This is a genomic window from Collinsella sp. TM10-22 (assembly GCF_003466125.1).
GTDB lineage: Bacteria > Actinomycetota > Coriobacteriia > Coriobacteriales > Coriobacteriaceae > Collinsella.
The window spans coordinates 121,776-141,792 of the sequence record NZ_QSOC01000003.1 but is presented as its reverse complement, the minus strand read 5'-3'; the positions used below and the strand labels follow the sequence as shown (position 1 = coordinate 141,792).

General features: G+C 58.9%; 16 protein-coding genes and 1 tRNA gene. 3 read left to right on the top strand and 14 right to left on the bottom strand.

Features of this window, described 5'->3' with window-relative positions; genetic code table 11:
- Positions 1–577 precede the first annotated feature (577 nt).
- From DXD94_RS04070 to bilR, 7 genes are all read right to left on the bottom strand, one after another.
- Entirely contained in the window at positions 578–1,285 is a 708-nt protein-coding gene (locus tag DXD94_RS04070) for a hypothetical protein (protein WP_117763295.1), read from the bottom strand.
- Between the two features lie 89 nt (positions 1,286–1,374).
- On the bottom strand, positions 1,375–1,665 hold the full coding sequence (locus tag DXD94_RS04065) for a hypothetical protein (RefSeq protein ID WP_117763294.1): 291 nt from the start codon (positions 1,663–1,665) through the stop codon (positions 1,375–1,377).
- Positions 1,666–1,714: 49 nt separating this feature from the next.
- A complete protein-coding gene (locus DXD94_RS04060; protein WP_117763293.1) occupies positions 1,715–2,518 on the bottom strand; it encodes a hypothetical protein in 804 nt (267 codons plus the stop codon).
- On the bottom strand, positions 2,519–2,956 hold the full coding sequence (locus DXD94_RS04055; RefSeq protein WP_117763292.1) for a hypothetical protein: 438 nt from the start codon (positions 2,954–2,956) through the stop codon (positions 2,519–2,521).
- A 54-nt stretch (positions 2,957–3,010) separates the two neighbouring features.
- A complete protein-coding gene (locus DXD94_RS04050) occupies positions 3,011–3,460 on the bottom strand; it encodes a hypothetical protein (protein WP_117763291.1) in 450 nt (149 codons plus the stop codon).
- Positions 3,461–3,828: 368 nt separating this feature from the next.
- Positions 3,829–5,133: an ATP-binding protein gene (locus DXD94_RS04045; RefSeq protein WP_117763290.1), complete on the bottom strand. Its 1,305-nt coding sequence runs from the start codon at positions 5,131–5,133 to the stop codon at positions 3,829–3,831.
- A 257-nt stretch (positions 5,134–5,390) separates the two neighbouring features.
- Positions 5,391–7,421, bottom strand: coding sequence for a bilirubin reductase, long form (gene bilR, locus DXD94_RS04040; RefSeq protein WP_233540315.1), 2,031 nt, complete (start codon positions 7,419–7,421; stop codon positions 5,391–5,393).
- Between the two features lie 575 nt (positions 7,422–7,996).
- Here bilR and DXD94_RS04035 point away from each other — a divergent pair.
- Complete coding sequence (locus DXD94_RS04035) at positions 7,997–9,346, top strand: CdaR family transcriptional regulator (protein ID WP_117763288.1); 1,350 nt, start codon at positions 7,997–7,999, stop codon at positions 9,344–9,346.
- On the opposite strand, the gene DXD94_RS04030 is transcribed toward DXD94_RS04035, so the two are convergent.
- From DXD94_RS04030 to DXD94_RS04010, 5 genes are all read right to left on the bottom strand, one after another.
- On the bottom strand, positions 9,333–10,325 hold the full coding sequence (locus DXD94_RS04030) for a flavodoxin family protein (protein ID WP_117763287.1): 993 nt from the start codon (positions 10,323–10,325) through the stop codon (positions 9,333–9,335). The genes DXD94_RS04035 and DXD94_RS04030 overlap by 14 nt on opposite strands.
- A 195-nt stretch (positions 10,326–10,520) precedes the next feature.
- Complete coding sequence (locus DXD94_RS04025) at positions 10,521–11,597, bottom strand: NADH-ubiquinone oxidoreductase-F iron-sulfur binding region domain-containing protein (protein WP_117743654.1); 1,077 nt, start codon at positions 11,595–11,597, stop codon at positions 10,521–10,523.
- A 17-nt stretch (positions 11,598–11,614) separates the two neighbouring features.
- On the bottom strand, positions 11,615–13,747 hold the full coding sequence (locus DXD94_RS04020) for an FAD-dependent oxidoreductase (RefSeq protein WP_117763286.1): 2,133 nt from the start codon (positions 13,745–13,747) through the stop codon (positions 11,615–11,617).
- A gap of 133 nt (positions 13,748–13,880) precedes the next feature.
- Positions 13,881–15,386, bottom strand: coding sequence for an FAD-dependent oxidoreductase (locus DXD94_RS04015; RefSeq protein ID WP_117763285.1), 1,506 nt, complete (start codon positions 15,384–15,386; stop codon positions 13,881–13,883).
- 255 nt (positions 15,387–15,641) lie between these two features.
- Positions 15,642–16,220 carry a DUF1097 family protein gene (locus DXD94_RS04010; RefSeq protein WP_117743657.1) on the bottom strand — a complete coding sequence of 193 codons (579 nt, stop codon included), beginning with the start codon at positions 16,218–16,220 and terminating at the stop codon, positions 15,642–15,644.
- A 142-nt stretch (positions 16,221–16,362) separates the two neighbouring features.
- On the opposite strand from DXD94_RS04010, the gene DXD94_RS04005 reads away from it, so the two are divergent.
- On the top strand, positions 16,363–17,259 hold the full coding sequence (locus DXD94_RS04005) for a LysR family transcriptional regulator (RefSeq protein ID WP_158553174.1): 897 nt from the start codon (positions 16,363–16,365) through the stop codon (positions 17,257–17,259).
- Between the two features lie 249 nt (positions 17,260–17,508).
- Here the strand turns inward: DXD94_RS04005 and DXD94_RS04000 are convergent.
- A tRNA-Met gene (locus DXD94_RS04000) sits at positions 17,509–17,585 on the bottom strand.
- 196 nt (positions 17,586–17,781) lie between these two features.
- Between DXD94_RS04000 and DXD94_RS03995 the strand changes: the two genes are divergently transcribed.
- Positions 17,782–18,555, top strand: a complete 774-nt coding sequence (locus DXD94_RS03995) for a type III pantothenate kinase (RefSeq protein WP_158564787.1) — start codon at positions 17,782–17,784, stop codon at positions 18,553–18,555.
- Positions 18,556–18,640: 85 nt separating this feature from the next.
- On the opposite strand, the gene DXD94_RS03990 is transcribed toward DXD94_RS03995, so the two are convergent.
- Positions 18,641–19,837: an ATP-binding protein gene (locus tag DXD94_RS03990; RefSeq protein ID WP_117763283.1), complete on the bottom strand. Its 1,197-nt coding sequence runs from the start codon at positions 19,835–19,837 to the stop codon at positions 18,641–18,643.
- Between the last annotated feature and the right edge of the window lie 180 nt (positions 19,838–20,017).

Genomic DNA, 20,017 nt, shown 5'->3' with positions numbered 1-20,017 from the left:
TTTGGCATTTATTTGCGACATTTCTTTACGTTCTATTTACGCAGCTAGTTAGCTCGCAGCTCATTGAGCGTGTTTTACCAACCAGATTGGTATCTTTTTGTTTCGCTTGGTATGGTTTGCGTAATTATTAACCCCTCCTAGCCCCTAAGTTAACGCGGCAGGCCTTCCGTTTACTCTCCAGCTTTCCACTTAACTTTCCAGCTTTCCACCCTAGGTGTTAAGTTAAGTGGAAAGCTGGAAAGATGCTGGGATGTCGGGAAAGCTAAAACGCCTTTCTCCAGCGGCAGCTGGACAGTTAGTTCAGATTCGTATTTTTTGACAGCACCGAAACTCTATTCTGCCCCCCTGAGAAGCCCCGTTGGCGGCTCACTAAATACAAATAGAGCTCATATCGGCCAGCTAACCATAGTTCTGGACTGTTTTTTGCCCCAAAACGAGCGCCGGATGCGCCTTCTGCGGTCTGGAATTATACGTATCTGAACTAACTGTCCAGCGGAGTCCAAGACTGGAATCGCGCAGACTAGGGGGGCAACTGGGTGGTTGCCGCCCCCCTTTGCGAAGCTAGTCGGCTTCGGAATCAGTGATCGATGCCGTTGAGGTTCACCCTCGTGAGCGTATAGGTCACATAGTCGGGCGATTGAGGCGTTGCGCTCGCCATGTCACCCTTAACCAGGCTCGCTGTCATCACCAAGCGATAGTTCGCGTAGAACCGACTCGGCTCAACCTGCATTTTGACCGTAACAGTAAAGGGCAGGCTAAACGTAGTGCCAGCGTTCTGCGTTTTGAATTTGCCATTCTCCTTCGTGTCGGTGAAGGTAATCGCATTGCCCTCAGCTTTAACCTCGGCAAGTTCACTCGCCCCCGTTACGTAGTTGGAAATGCCATCCGTTACGTTCTCATACAAACCATCGGTCCCGCTGCGGACGCACCCGATCACGCCGCCAAAAAACGCGCCCGGCACGCCAGAGGCGTCTTTATTCTTATGTGCAATAGAGGCCGCCTTGCCCGAGTATTCAATGTTCAGATTACTCACAACGCTACCGTAGCTATACGGGATCAACCCAGAAAGCGCACCTGTGTCCTTGGAGTTGCGGATCTTGATAGCCGCCTGCGTAGCTACCTGCGACGAGCCCCTCAGATTACCAACGATAACGCCACGGAACGGGTAACCTTTATTACCCAAGCCCTGAAAAACGGCGGCGTCCAGCTCAAGCGTGTCAATGCTTTCCCCCTTGTCGTTCTCCAGCTCGATGCTGTAGTAGGCACTCTGGAGATAGCTATGCATCGTCGCATCGTCAAGCGTATCTTTGGGGTCGGTTTTGTTAGGCTCGACCCGTCTCTCTCATGTTTTGCTCGCCTGCTTGTAGACGTACGTCACTTCATTCCTAGCATCCGCTGGGCACGGGCGAGCTCGTCGTTGCTGGGCGCACTCATATAGCCCGTGAGCAAATCGCTCGCAAACAGGCTCTGAGCGGTACCCGTCGCGGCGACGGACTTAAGAAATCCGTTGGCGATGTAGGCGGAATAGGTAAAGTAACCACCCATCACGAGCGCCACGGCGCAAACAAGTGCGATTGCCGCCACAACCAGCTTGTTCTTGGCTAGGCTTTTGCTTTTTGCCAGCTGCTCGCGCTCGGCATCCTGCTGCTTCTCCTGCTTCTCCATGTGCGCCCCCTCTCCTACTTACCGCTCGTGTTGCGCGCGATCAGGTAGATCACATCGGTCTCTTTGGCGCTCTCGTCCCACGAAAGCTTGATGATAAGGTTGAGCGTGTCCTTGCCGTTCGAGCCGTCGAGTGTCTTGGCGCTGAGTTCGCTTTTGCTGAACACCTTGAAACGGTAGAGCGGGCGCGCGTTGCGCTGGACGTTTTGATAGTCCTTGAATGTAGGGTCGCTTGCGCCCTCGCCCGGCACGGCTCCAGGCCGTCGCCCGGGTCGTTGATGGGCGTGAAGCTCTTCAGCAGATCCGTTTCAGACATTTTCATGCTATAGGGCTTGCCACCCGCAGTGCCGCTCACGTCGGGAGTATCACCTAGGCCCGGATTCTCGGCTTTATACAGCTCGATAGTAAGACCTTTAATATTGGTCGTATTCGCAAGCTGCAGCTCAAACCCATCGCCGCCCGTCTGCACGCAAAACGGGCGCTTGAGCGTCACCGTGTTGCCGGTCTTGGTATCGCCGTATTCGGGGTTGTAACTCAGGTCGATCTGCTCGGCGGCCGTAGCGTTGGGGCCCAGCACCTTGAGCTCTGCCGGCTCCTTGATCTTGCCGACGGTGAAGCCGCGATTGGCATCGACAAACCATCCGAGCGTCAACCCCAGCAACACGAGAAGCACGGCCAACAGGCCCATGATGGCCAGGGATTCGCGACGATGATTGCTGGTCCACGTCTTGATGCACTCGATGCGGCCAACCGGACGTGCTTCGCCGTGCGAGCCGAACCCGTTGCCGCCGGGGTTTGCCGCTCCTTCGTTGTGTTTGATATCGCCCTGCTCGCGGGCATTAAGCTGCTCGTCCATTTATTTATCCGTCTCCTTGGCGGTAAAGTGCACGCGAATGTACTTGATGTTCTTGCCGATAACCTCGTCGGCGTTGTTGTAGTAGCTGGCGCAGGTTTCCACATCCACAGCGAACATGCCGGCTCCGACAGGCGGAACCGCACTAGGCGCCTGACCTGGCACACTCGTGCTATCGGCGCGGAAATGGCGCGCGTGGTTACTGTTGATGTCGCCGACGAAGGCTGCGTATCCCGCGGCGGGGTCCGTGCTCGCAAAAAGGTTGCCGCCGTAGCCGGCGTTGCCCGTGCGAACGTAGCTCTTAAACTGCTCCGGCCAAATCCAGTAGAGGGTTTTGGGTACGGTTTTGGTCGTATTGTTTGAGCCCTCAGCGCGAAAGCTCCTCGCCGGAATGGCAAAGCTCTGCGTGATGACGGTAACGCTGGCTCCGTCCTGGGTCACCGTGGTTGTCGTGGGAACCAGCGGATTGGAGTAAAAGCCAGAGGTGTCTTTGCCCTAGAAAACCAGGATATGACCGCGCACCAAATCTTTAAGCGAGTTGATGATCTCTTCGTTTTTCGATGCGTCCGCGGCGGTGCCCGTACCCGCAGCGCTCGTCTGGACAGAAATCTCCCAGGTCATCTCCACCGTGATATCGTGCAGGTCGTTGCAGAGCGGCTTGACGTTGAGCTGGAGCTGGCCCGCCGATCCCGGAGAGAGACTGCCATCGGCACTCATGTTATTGAGGTTGAAAAAATTGTTCACGGCAAGGCTTGTACTGTCCGACGCGTAGTTGTCCTGGGCGTCGTACTTGCCCGCCGTGCCGTCCTGCGTTCCCGAGAGCACAAACCGCGGGCCCTTCGCCGCGATCGTGCTTCCCGTGGCGCTCACTCGGTTATTCGCGGAAAACCAGGCCAGGCATGCAAAGATGGCAACGATGGCGGCCAGCACAAACAGACCGCTCACCAGGAAATCCTTCCAGAAATCCTTGAGGGTCCGCACATGCTCGTCGGCAGCTTGGCGGTACTCGGCCGCCGTCTTGTGCTGCTAGAGCTCGCTATGTCGGTCCATGCCACTCATCGTTTACGTTTGCCCTGCTAGTGGGCGTGCCATCCTTTCCGCTTGGTCGTGCTCAATCCATTGCTCGTAGGCATAGAATTCAGGCAGAATACAACACCATACGATAAGGCAAGAGAATAGCATTGACCTGCGGTTTTCTCCACAACACAAGCCTTAATGATGTCTTAAAAATCGAGCCCTTGGTGCAAAGTAACCTGACCCCCTTGCACCAATCCGTAGCACCGGGCAGCGGACGCACGACGTACCGCCCCCCCTTAACACCCCAACGCGCGCACGGGTATCACGTAGATACCGTCCTCGACCTCGCGGGCGTACTCACCCACCCCCACAATCACGGCCATAAACTCCGGTTCGCGTGTGCGTGAACGAGGATTTCCACAGACCTTCTTGCGAGCGCGCTTGAGGCTCTCGACGCCGGCGCTCGCCTTATCTTCGCTCACCTTAATCTCAAAGGCGGCCCACCGTCCATCGGCTAGCTGCACGATGGCATCGCATTCAAGGCCCGAATCGTCGCGATAATAGCGCACGGGCGTACTATCCAGCAGGTCGAGCGACCGCGCGTAGACCGAAAGGTCGCGTATGACCATATTCTCAAACACCAGACCAAATGTCTGCCAGTCGGCAAGCAGCGCCTGCAAGGACATGCCCAGCAAGGCGCAAGCAAGGCTTGGATCTGCCAGATAGCGCTTGGGTTTGACGGTAAAGCGTCGTTTGTCGCGCGCGGCGGGAACCCAACCGGGGACCTCCTCGAGAATGAACATGCCTTTGAGGGCATCCAGGTACCTACGCACCTTGGTCTCGTCGGCAAACGCTGCGGGTTCCTCCTCGGCACCGAACATATCCATAAGAATCGTTTTATACGTGGTCGCCCGTCCCAGATTGCGCGCGATCGATGCGGAGACTCGACGAGCAATATCGGGGTCGAGACCAACCGCCGGGAAGCTGCTCGAAAACGTGGTGTTGAGATATTCGCGGGCGATGAGCTGGGCGTCAGCCGAAACCATATCGATCGCCTCGGGCCAGCCGCCGCGGCAAGCGGCTTCGACAAGCCCCGGCGTATCGCCATCGCACCGGCAGGGCTCAAAACGATGCTCAAACAAGCCCGCCAGGCTCACCTTGCCGTTAGACTCACCTGTCTCGGCAAGCGTCATGGGGTGCATGCGGACGCGGCCGATGCGGCCGGCTCCACTATGCGCGGGCGCCTCCGCCTTTGAGCCAAACGCAGGCGTGGCGGAACCCGTGAGGATATAGGCGCCGCGCGTACCCCGGGCACGGTCGACCTCGTGTCTAACGTAGTCCCAAATCTGGGGAACGCGCTGCCACTCATCGATAATATGCGGACGGTCTCCCAGCAACATCATCGCCGGGTCGGCACGCGCGAGGTCGAGATTCTCGTCGACATACGAGACGGACGCCCCGTGCTCGAGCGCGGCCCACGTCTTGCCACACCACTTGGTGCCTGCAATCTCGACCGCGCCAAAGACACGAAGGTAGCGCTCGATTTGCGCATCCACGATACGTGGGATGTATCCGTCCCGATGTAGCCTCTCGCCTGCCATGAGCCACCCCCGCAGATTTCCAGTTCCTGCTTTCTGATTCTTCTATTCCACTGTAGCAAATTCGGATTTTCAGGTGGTTGCGATTCGGATTTTCGTGTTCATATAATTCGGATTTTCATGTTCTAAGGATTCGGATTTTCTTATGCTTAAGATTCGGATTTTCTGAACCAGCTGGTCAGGGGCGCCCTCATTGACAAAAAGGCGGGGAGCGCCGATACGGCACTCCCCGCCCACTCAATACGCGATAGCTTTCTTACTTAGAGCTCGTTGGCCGCGTGATACGCCGTGCGGATAGCGCTCGCAATGTCGGCGGTGCGCTCGCCCGAGCAGTCGCCCACGCAGGTCACGGGCACCGTCACGCCGTCCAGGTCAAACGCGTTGGCCTTGGAGCCCACGGCCATCACCACGTAATCGCAAGCAATCTTCACCGGCTCCTCGGCACCGTCCTCGGTGGTGCGAACGGCCTCCACGCCCTCGTCGGTAATGGCGGTCAGGCGGGTCTTAACATGCTGCTCAACGCCATGCTCGGCAAAGTCGCTCATAATCAGCGGCAGAATGGTCTCGGACTCGCCCGCGGCAATCTTGTCGAGCATCTCGACGATCGCCACCTCGCAGCCGTGCTGCAGCAGGTACTCGGCAGTCTCGGTGCCCACCAGGCCACCGCCAATGACGGCGACGCGCCCGCCGAGCTCCACCTTGCCGGCCAGCACGTCCCAGCTCGAGACAACCTTCTCCGAATCGGCACCGGGTACGGGAATGACCACATCGTGCGCGCCCACGGCCACAATCGCGGCGTCGGCGGCGTTGAGGTCCGCGGGGCTAGCGGTGTGGTTGAGTTCAACCTTCACGCCCAGGCCGGGCAGAATCTTCTCGTAGTACTCGACCGAGCGCATGATCTCGTCCTTGCGCGGAGGCGCGGCCGCCAGCACAATCTGGCCGCCCAGATGGTCGCTCGCCTCGTAGACGGTCACGTCGTAGCCGCGCTTGGCCGCCACGCGCGCCGCCTCCAGGCCGGCAATACCGCCGCCCACCACGGCGATCTTCTTGTCGCCCTCGCCCGGCTTAATGGCGATGGTCGCCTCGTCGCCGTTCTCGGCATTGAGCACGCACGAGATGTATTTGCGGTTTTGGATCGCGTCGACGCAGCCCTTGTTGCAGTTGAGGCACTCGCGGATGGGCTCACCCGTAGCGGCCTTGAGCGCAATGTCGGGGTCGCACATGAGCGAGCGGCCGTACGCGACGATGTCGGCCGAGCCGTCTTCCAGGATCTTCTCGCCGGCCTCGACCGAAACAACGCGGCCGACGGTTGCCACCGGCACGGAGACCAGGGCCTTGACGCGCTCTGCCACGGGCAGCGTCCAGTTGTAGGGCATGGCGCCCATGGGCGGAATGGTGTCGCCCATGTTGCCGGTGTGGTTTGCCTGCGCCACCTGGATCATGTCGATGCCGGCGCCCTCGAGCAGCTTGGCGAACTCGCAGGCCTCGTCGGGCAGCAGGCCGCCCTTGCCGCGCGGCGTGCCGTCGGGGTTCTCCATGATCACGGGGAGCTTGTACTCCACCATCAGCTCCGGCGCGGCCTCCTTAATGGCGGCGACGACCTCGAGCGCGTAGCGGACGCGGTTCTCGAACGATCCGCCGTACTCGTCGGTGCGCTGGTTGAGGATAGCCGAGCACAGCGAACCCACCAGACGGTCGCCGTGGACCTCGATGGCGTCGATCCCGGCCTGCTGCGCGCGGGCGGCCGAGGCGGCGATGGCTTCCTTGATCTGGGTGAGCTGCTCCACACTCGCCTCGTTCACAAAGTGCTGCATGTCGTGGTGTAGCTTGGCGTAGGCCTGTTTGCGGATCTCGTTGGACTCGGCCATCTTGGCGGCAAAGGTCTCCTCGTCGCCGGCGGCCTTGGCCTCCTGCGCGGCCTTGGCGGCGGCCATTGAGCCCATGACCATGCGGCCGACGCCGGGGACGTCGTACTCGGGGTGGAACAGCTGCAGTGCGACCTTGGCACCGTGCTTGTGGACGGCGTCGGCCAGTGCCTTAAACGTGGGGATCTGAGCGTCGGTCGCCAGCTTGGGCGTGGGGCTTGCGGTCATAACGGGAGCGACGTCGCCGATGACGATGTAACTCACGCCGCCACGGGCCAGGCGCTCGTAAAAAGCCAGGCTGCGCTCGCCGATGGAACCGTCGCGCTCCTCGTAGCCGGTGGTAAGCGGCGGGAACATAATGCGGTTCTTGAGCTCAAGGGGGCCAACCGTAATGGGTTGAAGCAGCTTAGACGCAGGTGTGGTCATGGACATTCCTCTCTTGTAGGCGCGGCGGCGATGATGCCGCGTAGTTGTCTAGAGGATATGGCATGGGGGCACAGCGGCACAACGAAAATCGGCGGATAGCAGGTAGCGACAGGTGGATGGGGCGAGACGACCCTTCGGTTTGTCTCGATCTGTAACAGTTACTCGGCAAAACCGGGTCTTACTGTTACAGATCAAGATATTCCTCTCGACCCATCCTCAACAATCTAGATCTGTAACATCTAGACCCACTTTTGGCCCCTACCCGTTACAGATCGAGACAAACCAATCTGGCCTGACGTAAGATCTAAATCTGTAACAGTTACTCGGCAAAATGGGCACCAGATGTTACAGATCGAGACAAACGGGACCCGCCTGCAAGAAAATCTCAATCTGTAACATCTACAGGCCAAAATCGGACCCATCTGTTACAAATCGAGACAGCCCCCGGCAGCACCGTCCCCGTTCGAGGAAACGACCGCCACACTCACCGTTTTAAACAACCTGACACCGCTCAGCCTGCGATAATTATTTGGTCACGCGTCGACTACGGCGAAGACGCGGCAGAAGGGACACCCATGCAACCGAGTACCACCGATACGTCCACCGCAAAGCAAGCGCTGCTCGAGGCGCTCTTGAGCGACGCAGGACTCAAGAACCTCACGCAAACAGCCTCTGCCGCTATGGACAACCCGGTGCTCGTCGTCGATCCCGTGTACCGCTATGCCGCCCGCGGCGGCTTTGAGCTCGACGATGACGACAACTCCCCCTTTGCAGCCATCACCCGCGCCGAGCTCTCCGAAGGCGACATGCTGCAGGACGAAGGCGTGCGCTACATCATCAAATGCGGCTTAGACGAGGAGATTGCCCGCTCGACAGGCCCGCTTACACGCTATAACGACATGTTCCGCCTCAACACCATGACCGATGCGATCAAGGTGCACGGCACGTGTCTGGGCCGGGCGATGATGATCGAACGCAATCACGCCTTTGGCGACAGCGATCGCGAGGTCTTTGAGTTCTTTGTCCGTCTGCTCGCGCAAGAGCTGCAGAAAGGCGGCTTTCTTTCGTTGGGCGGCCCGCAACAGGGGCCATATTTTCTCTCGCGCCTCCTGGACGACGAAATCCCCAACCCCATCACCTGCACACGCAAAATGCAGCTCGTCGGCTTTACCCCGCTCCCCTCGCTCTACGTCGTATGCCTGCTCAAAAAAGACTCCCAGCTCGAGGCGCGCGAGGCGGAGAGCATCCGAGGGCAATTGCAGCCGCTGCTGCACCATAGCCTTATCACCATGTACGAGGGCGAGCTCGTGGCGCTGGTAAGCCGTCCGCCCTCCACGCAGCTGCCCGCCAACGACGAGGCGATCCTTGCCCGCGTTGCCGCCGCGAATAATTTGTTCATTGGCATCAGCAACGAGTTTTCCCAGGCAACAGATGTGCGTGCACACCTCGATCAGGCACGCGCCGCCATTCGCTACGGCTCGACCTTTACCAAAATCCTCGAAGACACCCATGTGTATCGCTATTGCGAATACACCTACATGGAAATGCTCGATATCTGCAATGACCACATCAACCTTATGAACTACTGCCATCCGGCAATCTGGGCACTTTGGAAGCATGACCAGTCGCACGATTCCGAGCTGGTCGAGACGCTCTTTGCCTTTATGCAACACAGCTGCAACACGGCGCGTACCGCCGCGATCTTATCGCTTCACAAAAACACGCTGCTCTATCGCCTAAACCGCATCAAGGAAATCACCGGCAACGACCTGGCATCGGGAGAGGACCTCTTTTTGTTCCACCTCTCGATTCGCGCCCTAATCTACCTTGGCTTTCTTGAGCCGAGGATTAAGCCCCGCACCAGCGCCGACCTGCACTGTCGCAAATTAGCCGAGCGGGGCTTAAACAAAACTAGTCGCGCTTAATCTCCAGCGTGGGGAACGTCATCTTGGCGTACTTTTCCATCAGCGGCTTGACCTCGTCCATGTGGGCAAAGAACTCGTCGCGGGTCTTGTTGATCTCGTTGAGGTGCTCGGCGCGCGCATGGTCGTCATTGCGGTCGCGGATCAGACCGTTCTCGGCAATCTTGAGCTTGGGACGCCCGGTGCGCTCGTCGGTCACGATATCGCCACCGGCACCGCAGACCGCGCACTCCCACGGGAACTCGACCCCATCCCAATGCTTGTCGCCGGGGTACACCAGGGAGCTGTGGCAGTTGGGGCACACGCCGTCATCCGGATCGCCCAGCCAGCAGCGCTCGTCAACAGGCGTGCGAATGGCCTTGACGATGTTCTCGCCCATCTTGTGGGCGCGGGCGATCTGTCCGCCCCATTCCACGTCGTCTCCCCACACAAAGGTATTGCCCGGGCGGCCATCACGTTGCGCCATATAGCGATCGACGACAGTCATCGACATGGTAAACATAGTCGCCTGCAGGCTCTCCAGCGCCAGGGACTGCCAATCGTGCATGGAGCCGCCAACAGAAATAAGGCCGGCAACGGTATGCGGATTCTCCTTTACGGCACCGATGGCAAGCAAGAACGAAAGCTCGTATGCCAAGAAGCGCTGCGCAAAGCGGGTGTACACCGAGCTGGGCGTAAGGTCGTAGGTCGGGACCGAGAAGATCACGCCCTGGCAGGTCTGCAGTTCGCGAATAATCGCATCTACATCATCTTTGTTTTTAAGGACGCAGCCATGATATTCCTTTTGCAGGCCGGCGCCCATCTTTCCCATCTGCATGGTGCAGCCCTCGCAACCGGTGCAGGGCAAGATGTTATAGTCGAACAAATTGATCAGCTCGACCTCGCCGCCGGCCTCGCGCACCGCGCAAAGGGCCTCTTTGGCCAAAGCCTCGCCGTTGCCACCGTGCCTACCGGCACAAATCGCCATCACTTTAAACGACATGGTCGCTCCTCTCCAGAGCATTTTGGACACGGATTCTGCCCGTGTGTACTTCGCAAAAAGCGTACGGCAGACGCAAAACGTGCGCACCGTCCAGGCAACCAAGGCTCGTGCGAAAGTCTGCAGGACGCCTCGTGCAGATAAACAAAGGCCCCTCCCGCATGCCTACAAGGAGCAAAACGGAAGGGGCCGGCGCTCTTATTTGCGCTTAAAGGGAATGGGTTTGGGTGGGCACTTGGGCTTGACGGCCCCAGCCGTGACAATCGCGCCGTTGTCGCAGATGTCGAGGCAGGCACCGCATTGGCTGCAGGCCTTTTGGTCGATCACGTGGATAAAGCGTGGCCTTCCCAGGATCGCGTCCTCCTCGCAAACGTCCGAATCGACGCACTTGTTGCAGGCCTGGCATTTGGAAGCCAAGATATGGAAGGTCAAGAATGCCTGGCATTCCCCGGCGGCACAGACCTTCTTGGTGGTGTGCTGCATGATCTCGCCCTCGAACAGGTCGAGGAACGACTGCACCGTACGCGCCAGCACGCGGCCTTGCTCGCACAGACACTGCGCCTGCATCACGGGGCAAAGGTCGCGGAGGAGCGCCAAGTCGCCCGGTTTGCCCTTCTTGCGGCAGATATCCGCAAGAATCGTTGCAATCTGATGCGAGCCCTCGTAGCCAAAGACACAGCGTCCGCAGCTCTCGTGACGATAGAGCGTGCAAATGTCCAAAAGTGCCTTTGCCATGCAGTTTTTGGCGGTGCAGACGCGGACGTAGTCACTGCATAGCTCAATCTTTGAGGTGTCGTCGGGCCTCAGCAGCAGACCGCTGGGATAGCCAATCCCCACCGCTTTGGCGTCGTCGACGCCCGCCGCGGCAACCAGGGATTCCGCACTCACGACGTGGTCAAGCTCAACGGGCTCATCGGCTCCGTCAAACCACACCCAGCGCTTGCCTTTGGCGGCAAGTAACTCTGATCCGCTCAGGCAGCGGTCGTCGCCTTCACCCTCGCAGCAAGATGGGAGAGGCTTTTCGCCGTCGAGCATCTTGGTCGCGGCCGAACCGTTGGCATAGACAAAGCCCAGGCTCGGGTCGCACTCGATCACGCGGCAGGATTCGCCCAACGCATCCGCGAGCGCGGCAGAGACCTCATCGCCCGCCGGCACCAAAACCGCCTGGGCGCCAGCCTCTGCAATTTTTTCCGCAGCGGCCGCCACGTCCTTCTTAAGGAGCCAGAGCGCCACAGGCGCCTGTCGATGCACAGGCATAAAGTTGATGATCGTCATGGGTTATCGCTCCTTTCCTAGTACTCGTTCCACAGGCGCGGCGTGCTGATCGTTAGGCGCAAATCGCACTGCAAGCAGCGGCTCGCCTCGCACGCGGCCTCATGGTCGGTATAGGGGCACTCAAACGTATCGAAGTTGTCCTTACGCATCTGGGCATCGACAAACTCGGGCTGCACGGCATCGTCGTAGAAGCCCTCGGGGGCATGCCCGACCCACTGCTCGGGAGCATCGTGCTCGGTCAGCTCCTCGTCGATGTCGCCATCGCCACCCAACGCGCGGTCGATGGCCGAAGCACACGTGCGACCTGCAGCAATTGCCGCGATCACCGATTTGGTACCCGTCACGCAGTCGCCCGCCGACCAAATGCCTTCGACGCTCGTCTTGCCCTCGGCGTCGGCCACGATGTACGGACCGTGCGTAAGTTCAAGGCCCATCTGGGCCGTGCCCTCGGGCTTTTGGCCCACGGCAAAGATCACGCAGTCGGCATCGATGGTCTTCTCGCCGCCGTCGAGCAGTTCGGTGACGGCGCGGTGGTTCTCGTCAAAGTAGAACCGCTCGATCTTGTGGATCGTCATGGAACCGACCTTGCCAGAACCGTCCTCGGTCTCGTTGATGCTGGTAAAAGCATAGGCATCGTGCAGCACCACGCCTTCCTCGGCGGCTTCGGCACGCTCCTCGGGCGTCGAGGTCATCGCGTCTTGGGCCTCAAGGCAGGCGACATCGACCGAGGCGGCACCCAGACGCACGGCGGTGCGGGCGCAGTCGTACGCCACGTTGCCGCCGCCAAGCACCACAACGCGCTTGCCCGTCAGGTCCGGGGCATCGCCCGTGCGGGCAGCCTTCAAAAAATCGGTGTTGCGCAGCACGCCTTCGAAGTCGTGACCGGGCATGGGGAGTACCGTTCCGTCGTGGGTACCCACCGCAACCAGCACGGCATCGAAGCCCTGGTCAAGAAGGGCTTTGGGCTCGGCGATGCGCTCGCCACAGCGCAGCTCAATGCGCGGCTCGGCGTCATCACCCTGGGCAATCTCCAAAATCGTCGCGACCTCGGCGTCAACCGTGGCATCGGGCAGGCGATACGCCGGAATGCCATAGCGCATCTGGCCGCCGACCTTCTCGTTGGCCTCGAACACCACGACCTTGTGGCCCTTCTCGGCGCAATAGAGCGCGGCGGTCAAGCCGGCGGGACCGGCACCCACAACGGCGACGCGCTTACCGCTCAACGGCTCATGGCGCACGTTGGCCTTCCAGTCGCCCGTATCGCGCACGGCCGCGGCGCGCTTAAGGCGGCAGACCGAAACCGGCGTGCCGTTGAGCTCGTTGCGCTTGCAGGCGTCCTGGCAGCTATGAACGCAAATGTCGCCCAGGCTCTCGGGGAACGGGACCTTCTCGCGCACCACCGCGGCAGCGCGGGTGTACTCACCGTTGCGAATATGCCGCAGGTAGCGCGGGATATCCACATGGGCGGGACAGCCCGAGCGACAGGGGACCACGTTGTCGGCATACGACTTGTTCTCATCGAACATATTGAGCGTGTCGACGATCGAGCCCGTGGGACACACTTCGATACAGGCGCCGCAAAAACGGCATCCGGCCTCTTGCAGGCTCACGCTGCCGTCCGTACCAATGCGAATGCCGTCCTCGGTACGCTGATAGTCCAAAACGCCGGCGCCGCGCAGCTCACGGCAGGCACGTACGCAGCGACCGCACCGGATGCAGCGGGTGAACATATGGGTGATCAGCGGGTTCGATTCGTCCGTGGCGACCGGACGGCTCTTGGTGCGCCAGCGCGCCGGCGAAACTCCCATGTACTGATACATAGACTGCAGCTCGCACTTGCCGTACTTGGGGCAGCCGGTGCAATCGGCGGGATGCGTGGCCAGGATCAGTTCCATCGCCAGCTTGCGCACGCGCTCGGCCTGCTCACCCGTCGTGTTTACGACCATTCCCTCGGCAACCGACGTCTTGCAGGCACACACCGGCTCGTCTTGGCCTTCGATTTCGACCATGCACAGACGACACCCGCCAACGGCCTCAAGATCGGGATGTTTGCACAGATGCGGAATGTAGATGCCAGCATCGAGCGCGGCCTCCAGGACATTCTGCCCCTCGCGCGCCTCGACCTCGGCTCCATTAATCGTTAGCTTCATTCGTTCCCCTCAAAACGTCGCTTTTGTCCAGAAAGGCGCCCGGGACCAAAGTGATCCCGAGCGCCTCGCGTGTAGGGCAAATCCCCGCCTGCACCCAACGCGTGGGTGTCTGCAGACGCGAATAGCTACGGTGTTACGACCACTCCTCGTCGCCAGCGTCCTCAAAGAGGGCTGCGGCGGCGTTTTCACCGGCGATGCGACCCGAGTTAAGGCAGAAGCCCATGGTGTTACCAGGAATGCAGTAGTTATAGGAGTCGCCATAGATGGTGCAGGCATCGGTGCCAACGCAGTACAGACCAGGGATGACCTCGTAGTCGTCGGTCATGACCTCCATCTTGTGGTTGATGAGCACGCCGCCCAGGGTGCCGTAGGCGCCACAGTACTGCTTGCAGCAATAGAAGGGGCCCTTCTCGAGCGGCTTCATAAACTCGCGCTCTTTCTCAAAGATGTCGTCCCAGCCGTTGTCGCACATCTCGTTGTACTCGTCGACGTTGGCGAGCAGGCCCTCCACGTCGATACCCGCCTTCTCGGCAAGCTCCTCCAGCGTATCGGCCTGGCAGATCGCCGGATAGCCAGCCTCCAGGTCGCGGTTCCACTGCTCCTCAAAGCCGTCGTACAGGTCGTGCGGATGAACGTGGCTGACGATATCCGGACCATCCTTCTTCCAGTGCTTGAGCATACGGGAATCAAAGATGGCATAGGCGACCTTGCCGGGAAGATGGTTGATGGCGTTGCCGACAAAGGTGGTGTTGAAAATCTCGTCCTCCGGCATAAAGCGCTCGCCCAGGCGGTTGCACCAGTAGCACGGCTGACGGAATGCGCCCTCGACATAGAAGTGGTTCATGTTGTCGGGGATCTGATACATGAGCTCCATGGTCACCGGGGTGTGGCCGCCGCCGACCTCGTGGCACATGTTGATGCCGTCGCCGTCCATGCCCGGAATGGCAAACGAGAACAGGTCGGTACCCCACTCAAAGTCGAGCTTTTCCTTGATGAGCTTGGCGTTGTGGCCAAAACCGCCCGTGGCGACAATCGCGGACTTGCACGAGATCTGGTACTCCTCGCCGTCCTTGTCCTTGGCGGTCACGCCGCAAATGGCGCCATCCTCATCCTTGATAAGGCCGGTGCCCGGGCACTCAAACATAAACTCGACACCCAGGTCCTGAGCGCGCTCGGTCATGCGTTTGGTCATCGTGGTGGCCGCGCGAGGACCGGGCTCGGAGCCGTCCTCGGGCTGCACGACATGCCAGGTATACTCGCCGTCGGAGTAGGCGCGCGTGCGCTCGCGGGCGCGGAACGCCGGGCGCACAGAGTTAAACTCCACGCCCATGTCCTGCAGCCATGCGATGGTATCGCCCGACTTAAAGTAGTAGTCGCGCACCAGGCGAGCATCGACCTGGTAATGGGTGTAGAACATATGGCGACGGAAGAGCTCGCCGGGCGTGACCTCGATCATCGAGGCCTTCTGAAGCGGAGAGCCAGCTGCGGCAGGCCCCATGCCCATGTTGGCGGCGCCACCGGTAATGGGGGCCTTCTCCAGGGCAATGACGCGAGCGCCCGCCTCGGCTGCAGCGACCGCTGCGGCAAGACCACTCAGACCCGCGGCGACGACAACGACGTCGGTCTCTAACTGTTTCATGCGAATCCTCCTTTATAGGGCTCTTGGACGAGCCCGGGCTTCATGCGAATTGCATGCGTATCGACAGCCATACTTTCGCTCGAAAACAGCCTCAAAACCATGTGCAAGCGCACCGATGTTTGCCCATAGCATCCACGGGCTTTGTGCAGATGAACCATGCGCTTGGGCAACGTTTTCGAGCGCATGGTCTTGGCGCCATACGCACAAAGGGGGCGGTGTGCCTTATGGCACCCGCCCCCTGATAATCGAGTTTTCTTATTTATGATTCTGCTGCGCCTCGAGAACAGCGAGCGGCGTAAGCGCCTGAATAGTGCGCTCTTTTCCAAAGATCGCCGAGCACACGAGCGTTCCTGACATGACCAGGCAAACCGCGAGCGCGATTCCAAAGGCCCAGAACGCAAAGAGGTGGCCAAAGTTGATCGGCTGCTGCAGCATAAACGTGAAGAACGACGTGGCAAGACCCATAAAGACGCAGGGCACATTGGAGCAGATCTTGCCTTCGAGCAGGTTCTCGTGAGTCGTCAGGATACAAAAGATAACGAGGATGGTCGGAACGATATTGCTCATAACCATGTTGTCGGCGCCAAAGGCCGAGACGAATACGCCCATGACCAGCGAATTGATCACACACCAAACCTCACCGACGGCATAGCTCACCAGCATCTCGGGGATCTTCTTAAAATCGGCCCCAAAGGCAAAAAACATCAGCAACGGCAAAAAGCACATCCAGGTGTACTGCCCATACCCAAACACCCCCATCAGCTGCATAAGGAGTGTGAGCACAACGGCACCAGTGGCGGCCTGAACAAGCTTGATGGTTTTACGGCCCTTCATCGAGATCCCTCTCTTCAAAAGAAATTTGCGGTGTTGTCGATACGCACGCAAATAACCGCTCCTAAATCATAAAAGGGAAATCGCTGGGCGTTTGCGCTAATCTATGCATTACGTGATAAGGAAATCTAATGTACGGAGAACCATGCGCATCAAACAGCTGGAGTACTTTATAGCCGTGGCAGAGGCACGCTCTTTTTCGAAGGTCGCCAGGGAGTTCTTTGTTTCGCAGGCAACGGTTTCAAACCAGATAGCGGCGCTCGAGCGCATCGTGGGAAAGCAGCTGTTCGAGCGCGATAACCATCACGTTGAGCTTACGATGGCGGGAGCCCTGTTCCTCGATGACGCCCGTGCAATTGTCGGGCGAACTGCCGAGGCCGTAAGACGCGCGCGGACGGCAGACGACATGCCCGAAGGCGAGCTCAAGGTTGGCTACATAAAGGGATACGAGCGGACCGATCTTGCCGACATGCTGTTTGGGTTTCACCAATGCTACCCCAACGTGCGACTGAGCTTTATGCGCGACAACGTCTCGGAGCTCTACGACGCCCTGCGCCGAGAAGATATCGACGTGTGTATCAACCTGCTCTACAACGAATACCGCATGTCCGATATGCAATGGCAGGTCTTGAGGTCCTATCCGCTGCACGCCGTGGTACCGCTCGATCACCCGCTCGCCCATCGGCAATCGATTCGCATCGAAGACCTTAAGGGGTATCCGATTGTCGATGCCACGCGCGGAGCCAGCGGATACGGCGAATCGGAGGCGATTGCGGCCACGCTTGCCAAAATAGAAGAGCGCCCCAAGATTGCCTATGTGTCCGAGGACGTCGAGACAAGCGTGCTGTGCGTCGCCGCGGGCCTGGGCTACGCGCTGCTGCCAGGGTATCTAACGCAGACCTTTCCCACCAACGGCAAAGTCGTTGCGATTCCCATAGAAGGCAAATCGGCCGAAATGACAATTGCCGCCGCCTGGCTACCACAGCGCAAGAACGACCTGCTCGATGTCTTCCTAGATGAGTTCCTGATTACCAACGACTAGAACCGCCCAGGCGGGAGGTCAGCGTCTCGATCTGTAACAGTTACTCGGCAAAATGGGCCCAAGATGTTACAGATTTAGACAAACCGTCCGGGCGGGGACTCAACATCTCGATCTGTAACATCTAGCCGTCCAAATGGGGTCTAGGTGTTACAGATCGAGATGTTGTTTGAGAGGCCGAGAATTGGACCGAAAACACGGTCCCGGAATAACAAAAAAGCTCGCCGGCTAGGCCGACGAGCTGCAAGTTCTTGGTCGCGGGGGCAGGATTTGAACCTACGACCTCCGGGTTATGAGCCCGGCGAGCTACCAGACTGCTCCACCCCGCAATGTCTGGGCGCCTCATGTGCGCAAGAAAGAATATTACGTGGGAGTTCGGTAAACGGCAAGAAAAATCTCGTAGAGCATAATTCCTTCATATTTAAACCCCTCAGCCCCTATCACCGTAAACGAATCGCAGCCGAGCGCCGTCGACGGCACGTATACAATGGTGCGCGTCCTTTTATGCCGACACCGGGAGTAGACATGCTGCTCGCTATCGATATGGGAAACACGCAGACGGCCATGGGTCTGTTTGACGGAGACGAGCTGGTGCAGTCGTGGCGCATGCCCACCGACCGCTCCTATACCGCCGACGAGATCCACGTGCGCCTGATGGGCTTCTTTAAGATGTACGACCTTTCGCTCGATGCGGTCGATGCGATCGCCTTTGCCGGCGTGGTTCCGCAGCTCTCACGTGAGTGGCACGCCGTTGCCGACCGCATCGCCGCGGACGCCATCGTCATCGGGCCGCAGACGGCTGCGGTGACCAAACTGCGGGCGGCGCGCCCCCAAGCCGTTGGTGCCGACCGCGTCGCCAACGCCGTTGCGGCCGAGGCTTTCTACGGCGCGCCGGCAATCGTGGTGGACTTTGGCACCGCGACCAATATCGACGTCATCGATGAGGACGGTTATTACATTGGCGGAGCGATTGCGCCGGGCATCCGCATCTCCATGGACGCGCTTGCCGCCCGTGCCGCTAAGCTCGCCAGCGTTCCGCTCGAGGCGCCCGAGCATGCCATCGGTCGCGACACCGAAGAGTGCATCAAGGTCGGCGCCGTGATGGGCGCCGCCGCCATGGCCGAGGGCCTGGTCGCGCGCATGAAGCGCGAGCTGGGCCGCGAGGACGCCACCGTTATCGCCACGGGCGGTCTCGCCGGCATCGTCGCCGATTCGACCGATGCCTTCGACGTGGTCGACGGGCAGCTCACCATCAAGGGTATCTGCGAAATCTACCGCCGCATGCAGGAGCTGGGATAGAGCAAACGCCAGGTCGCAGCAACCAGCCGCCAATCCTATTCCTCAAAATCGAAAATTTTTCAGTTTTGAGGAATAGGATTTTTTGCTAAGCCTCGCCGCACAACCACCTCGCCAGGTCCACGATCTGCACCCCATCGCGATCCGTGGCCTCGTGATGCGTGCGGGCAAGAATCATCTTGGGATACGCATCGCCAATGCTCAGCAGTGGCGAAATCTCGCGTTCAAACGTCTTATCCGAGCTGATGTCGTCGCTCACCTGAATGTAGAGCTTCTCGCTTCGCTTGATTGCTACAAAGTCTATTTCCTTTTTATAGAGCACACCGACGTATACCTCGTATCCGCGGCGCAGCAGCTCGATGGCCACCATGTTCTCGTATACGCGTCCCCAATCCATATCACGTGTACCAAGCAGTGCGTATTTGAACGCGTGGTCTGCCAGGTAATACTTCTCGCCGCTCTTAAGGTATTTTTTGCCGCGAATGTCGTACCGACGAACTTTATAGAAGGCAAACGCATCGCACAGGTACCCCATGTACGTGCCGACCGTCTTGTTCGTAATCTTTAGCCCATCCGCATTCAAAACATCTGTAATGTTGCGTGCCGACGTTATGTTGGAGACGTTGCCCATCATGTAATCGGCAATGCGCAGCAGTGCCGATTCGTTTCTCACGTTATGCCGCTGCACGATATCCCTCACGATGAGCGTTTTGAAGACATTGGAGAGATATTGGTAGCGCTGCTCCTGCAGTGGATAAGGGTAAGAGCCGGACATGCCGCCGGTTCTCGCGTACTCATCGAAGTCGCGATCGACCTCGCCCTCGTCACTATAGAAGCGATACTCCTCAAACGAGAATGGGAAAACCTCGATCTCGAACGTGCGCCCCGTAAAGAGCGTCGACAGATCACTCGACAGCAAAAAGGCGTTCGATCCGGTGATGAAGATGTCGTACTGCTCGGATGCATGGAGGCTGTTGATCGCGCGTTCAAAGCCGTCGCACATCTGAACCTCGTCGATAAGCAGGAAGTTTTGCTTGTCGGACACTCGATGCTCTTTTACATAGGCGAGCAGCGCGTGATACTCGAGCAGGTTCTCGAACTCATCGAGGTTGTAGTTGATATGGATGACATTCGAATTGGACAGATGTGCCTCCACGTAATCGCGGAGGGCCTCGAGCAATTTTGATTTACCGCTACGACGGATGCCCGTGATGACCTTGATGTCCGGCACGCCAATAAGACTCGTCAACGTGTCCATATATGACGTTCTATTGATGAGTTTCATCGGGGCCTCCTCGCGGTCTTTTATCGCTATTCCTCAAAACTGAAAAATTTTCAGTTTTGAGGAATAGGCTCTATAGCGAATATACCTCGCGAAAGACCGAGCTGCCTTAATTCTATTCCTCAAAAACGAAAATTTTTCAGTTTTGAGGAATAGGGCGCTGGCAACCCATTCCCCAGATAG

What these genes read in the sequence shown, in the direction of transcription:
- DXD94_RS04070 (WP_117763295.1), bottom strand. Translation starts at nt 1,285, where the DNA reads ATGCATAGCTATCTCCAGAGTGCCTACTACAGCATCGAGCTGGAGAAC.
- DXD94_RS04065 (WP_117763294.1), bottom strand. Translation starts at nt 1,665, where the DNA reads ATGGAGAAGCAGGAGAAGCAGCAGGATGCCGAGCGCGAGCAGCTGGCA.
- DXD94_RS04060 (WP_117763293.1), bottom strand. Translation starts at nt 2,518, where the DNA reads ATGGACGAGCAGCTTAATGCCCGCGAGCAGGGCGATATCAAACACAAC.
- DXD94_RS04045 (WP_117763290.1), bottom strand. Translation starts at nt 5,133, where the DNA reads ATGGCAGGCGAGAGGCTACATCGGGACGGATACATCCCACGTATCGTG.
- bilR (WP_233540315.1), bottom strand. Translation starts at nt 7,421, where the DNA reads ATGACCACACCTGCGTCTAAGCTGCTTCAACCCATTACGGTTGGCCCC.
- DXD94_RS04035 (WP_117763288.1), top strand. Translation starts at nt 7,997, where the DNA reads ATGCAACCGAGTACCACCGATACGTCCACCGCAAAGCAAGCGCTGCTC.
- DXD94_RS04030 (WP_117763287.1), bottom strand. Translation starts at nt 10,325, where the DNA reads ATGTCGTTTAAAGTGATGGCGATTTGTGCCGGTAGGCACGGTGGCAAC.
- DXD94_RS04025 (WP_117743654.1), bottom strand. Translation starts at nt 11,597, where the DNA reads ATGACGATCATCAACTTTATGCCTGTGCATCGACAGGCGCCTGTGGCG.
- DXD94_RS04020 (WP_117763286.1), bottom strand. Translation starts at nt 13,747, where the DNA reads ATGAAGCTAACGATTAATGGAGCCGAGGTCGAGGCGCGCGAGGGGCAG.
- DXD94_RS04015 (WP_117763285.1), bottom strand. Translation starts at nt 15,386, where the DNA reads ATGAAACAGTTAGAGACCGACGTCGTTGTCGTCGCCGCGGGTCTGAGT.
- DXD94_RS04010 (WP_117743657.1), bottom strand. Translation starts at nt 16,220, where the DNA reads ATGAAGGGCCGTAAAACCATCAAGCTTGTTCAGGCCGCCACTGGTGCC.
- DXD94_RS04005 (WP_158553174.1), top strand. Translation starts at nt 16,363, where the DNA reads ATGCGCATCAAACAGCTGGAGTACTTTATAGCCGTGGCAGAGGCACGC.
- DXD94_RS03995 (WP_158564787.1), top strand. Translation starts at nt 17,782, where the DNA reads ATGCTGCTCGCTATCGATATGGGAAACACGCAGACGGCCATGGGTCTG.
- DXD94_RS03990 (WP_117763283.1), bottom strand. Translation starts at nt 19,837, where the DNA reads ATGAAACTCATCAATAGAACGTCATATATGGACACGTTGACGAGTCTT.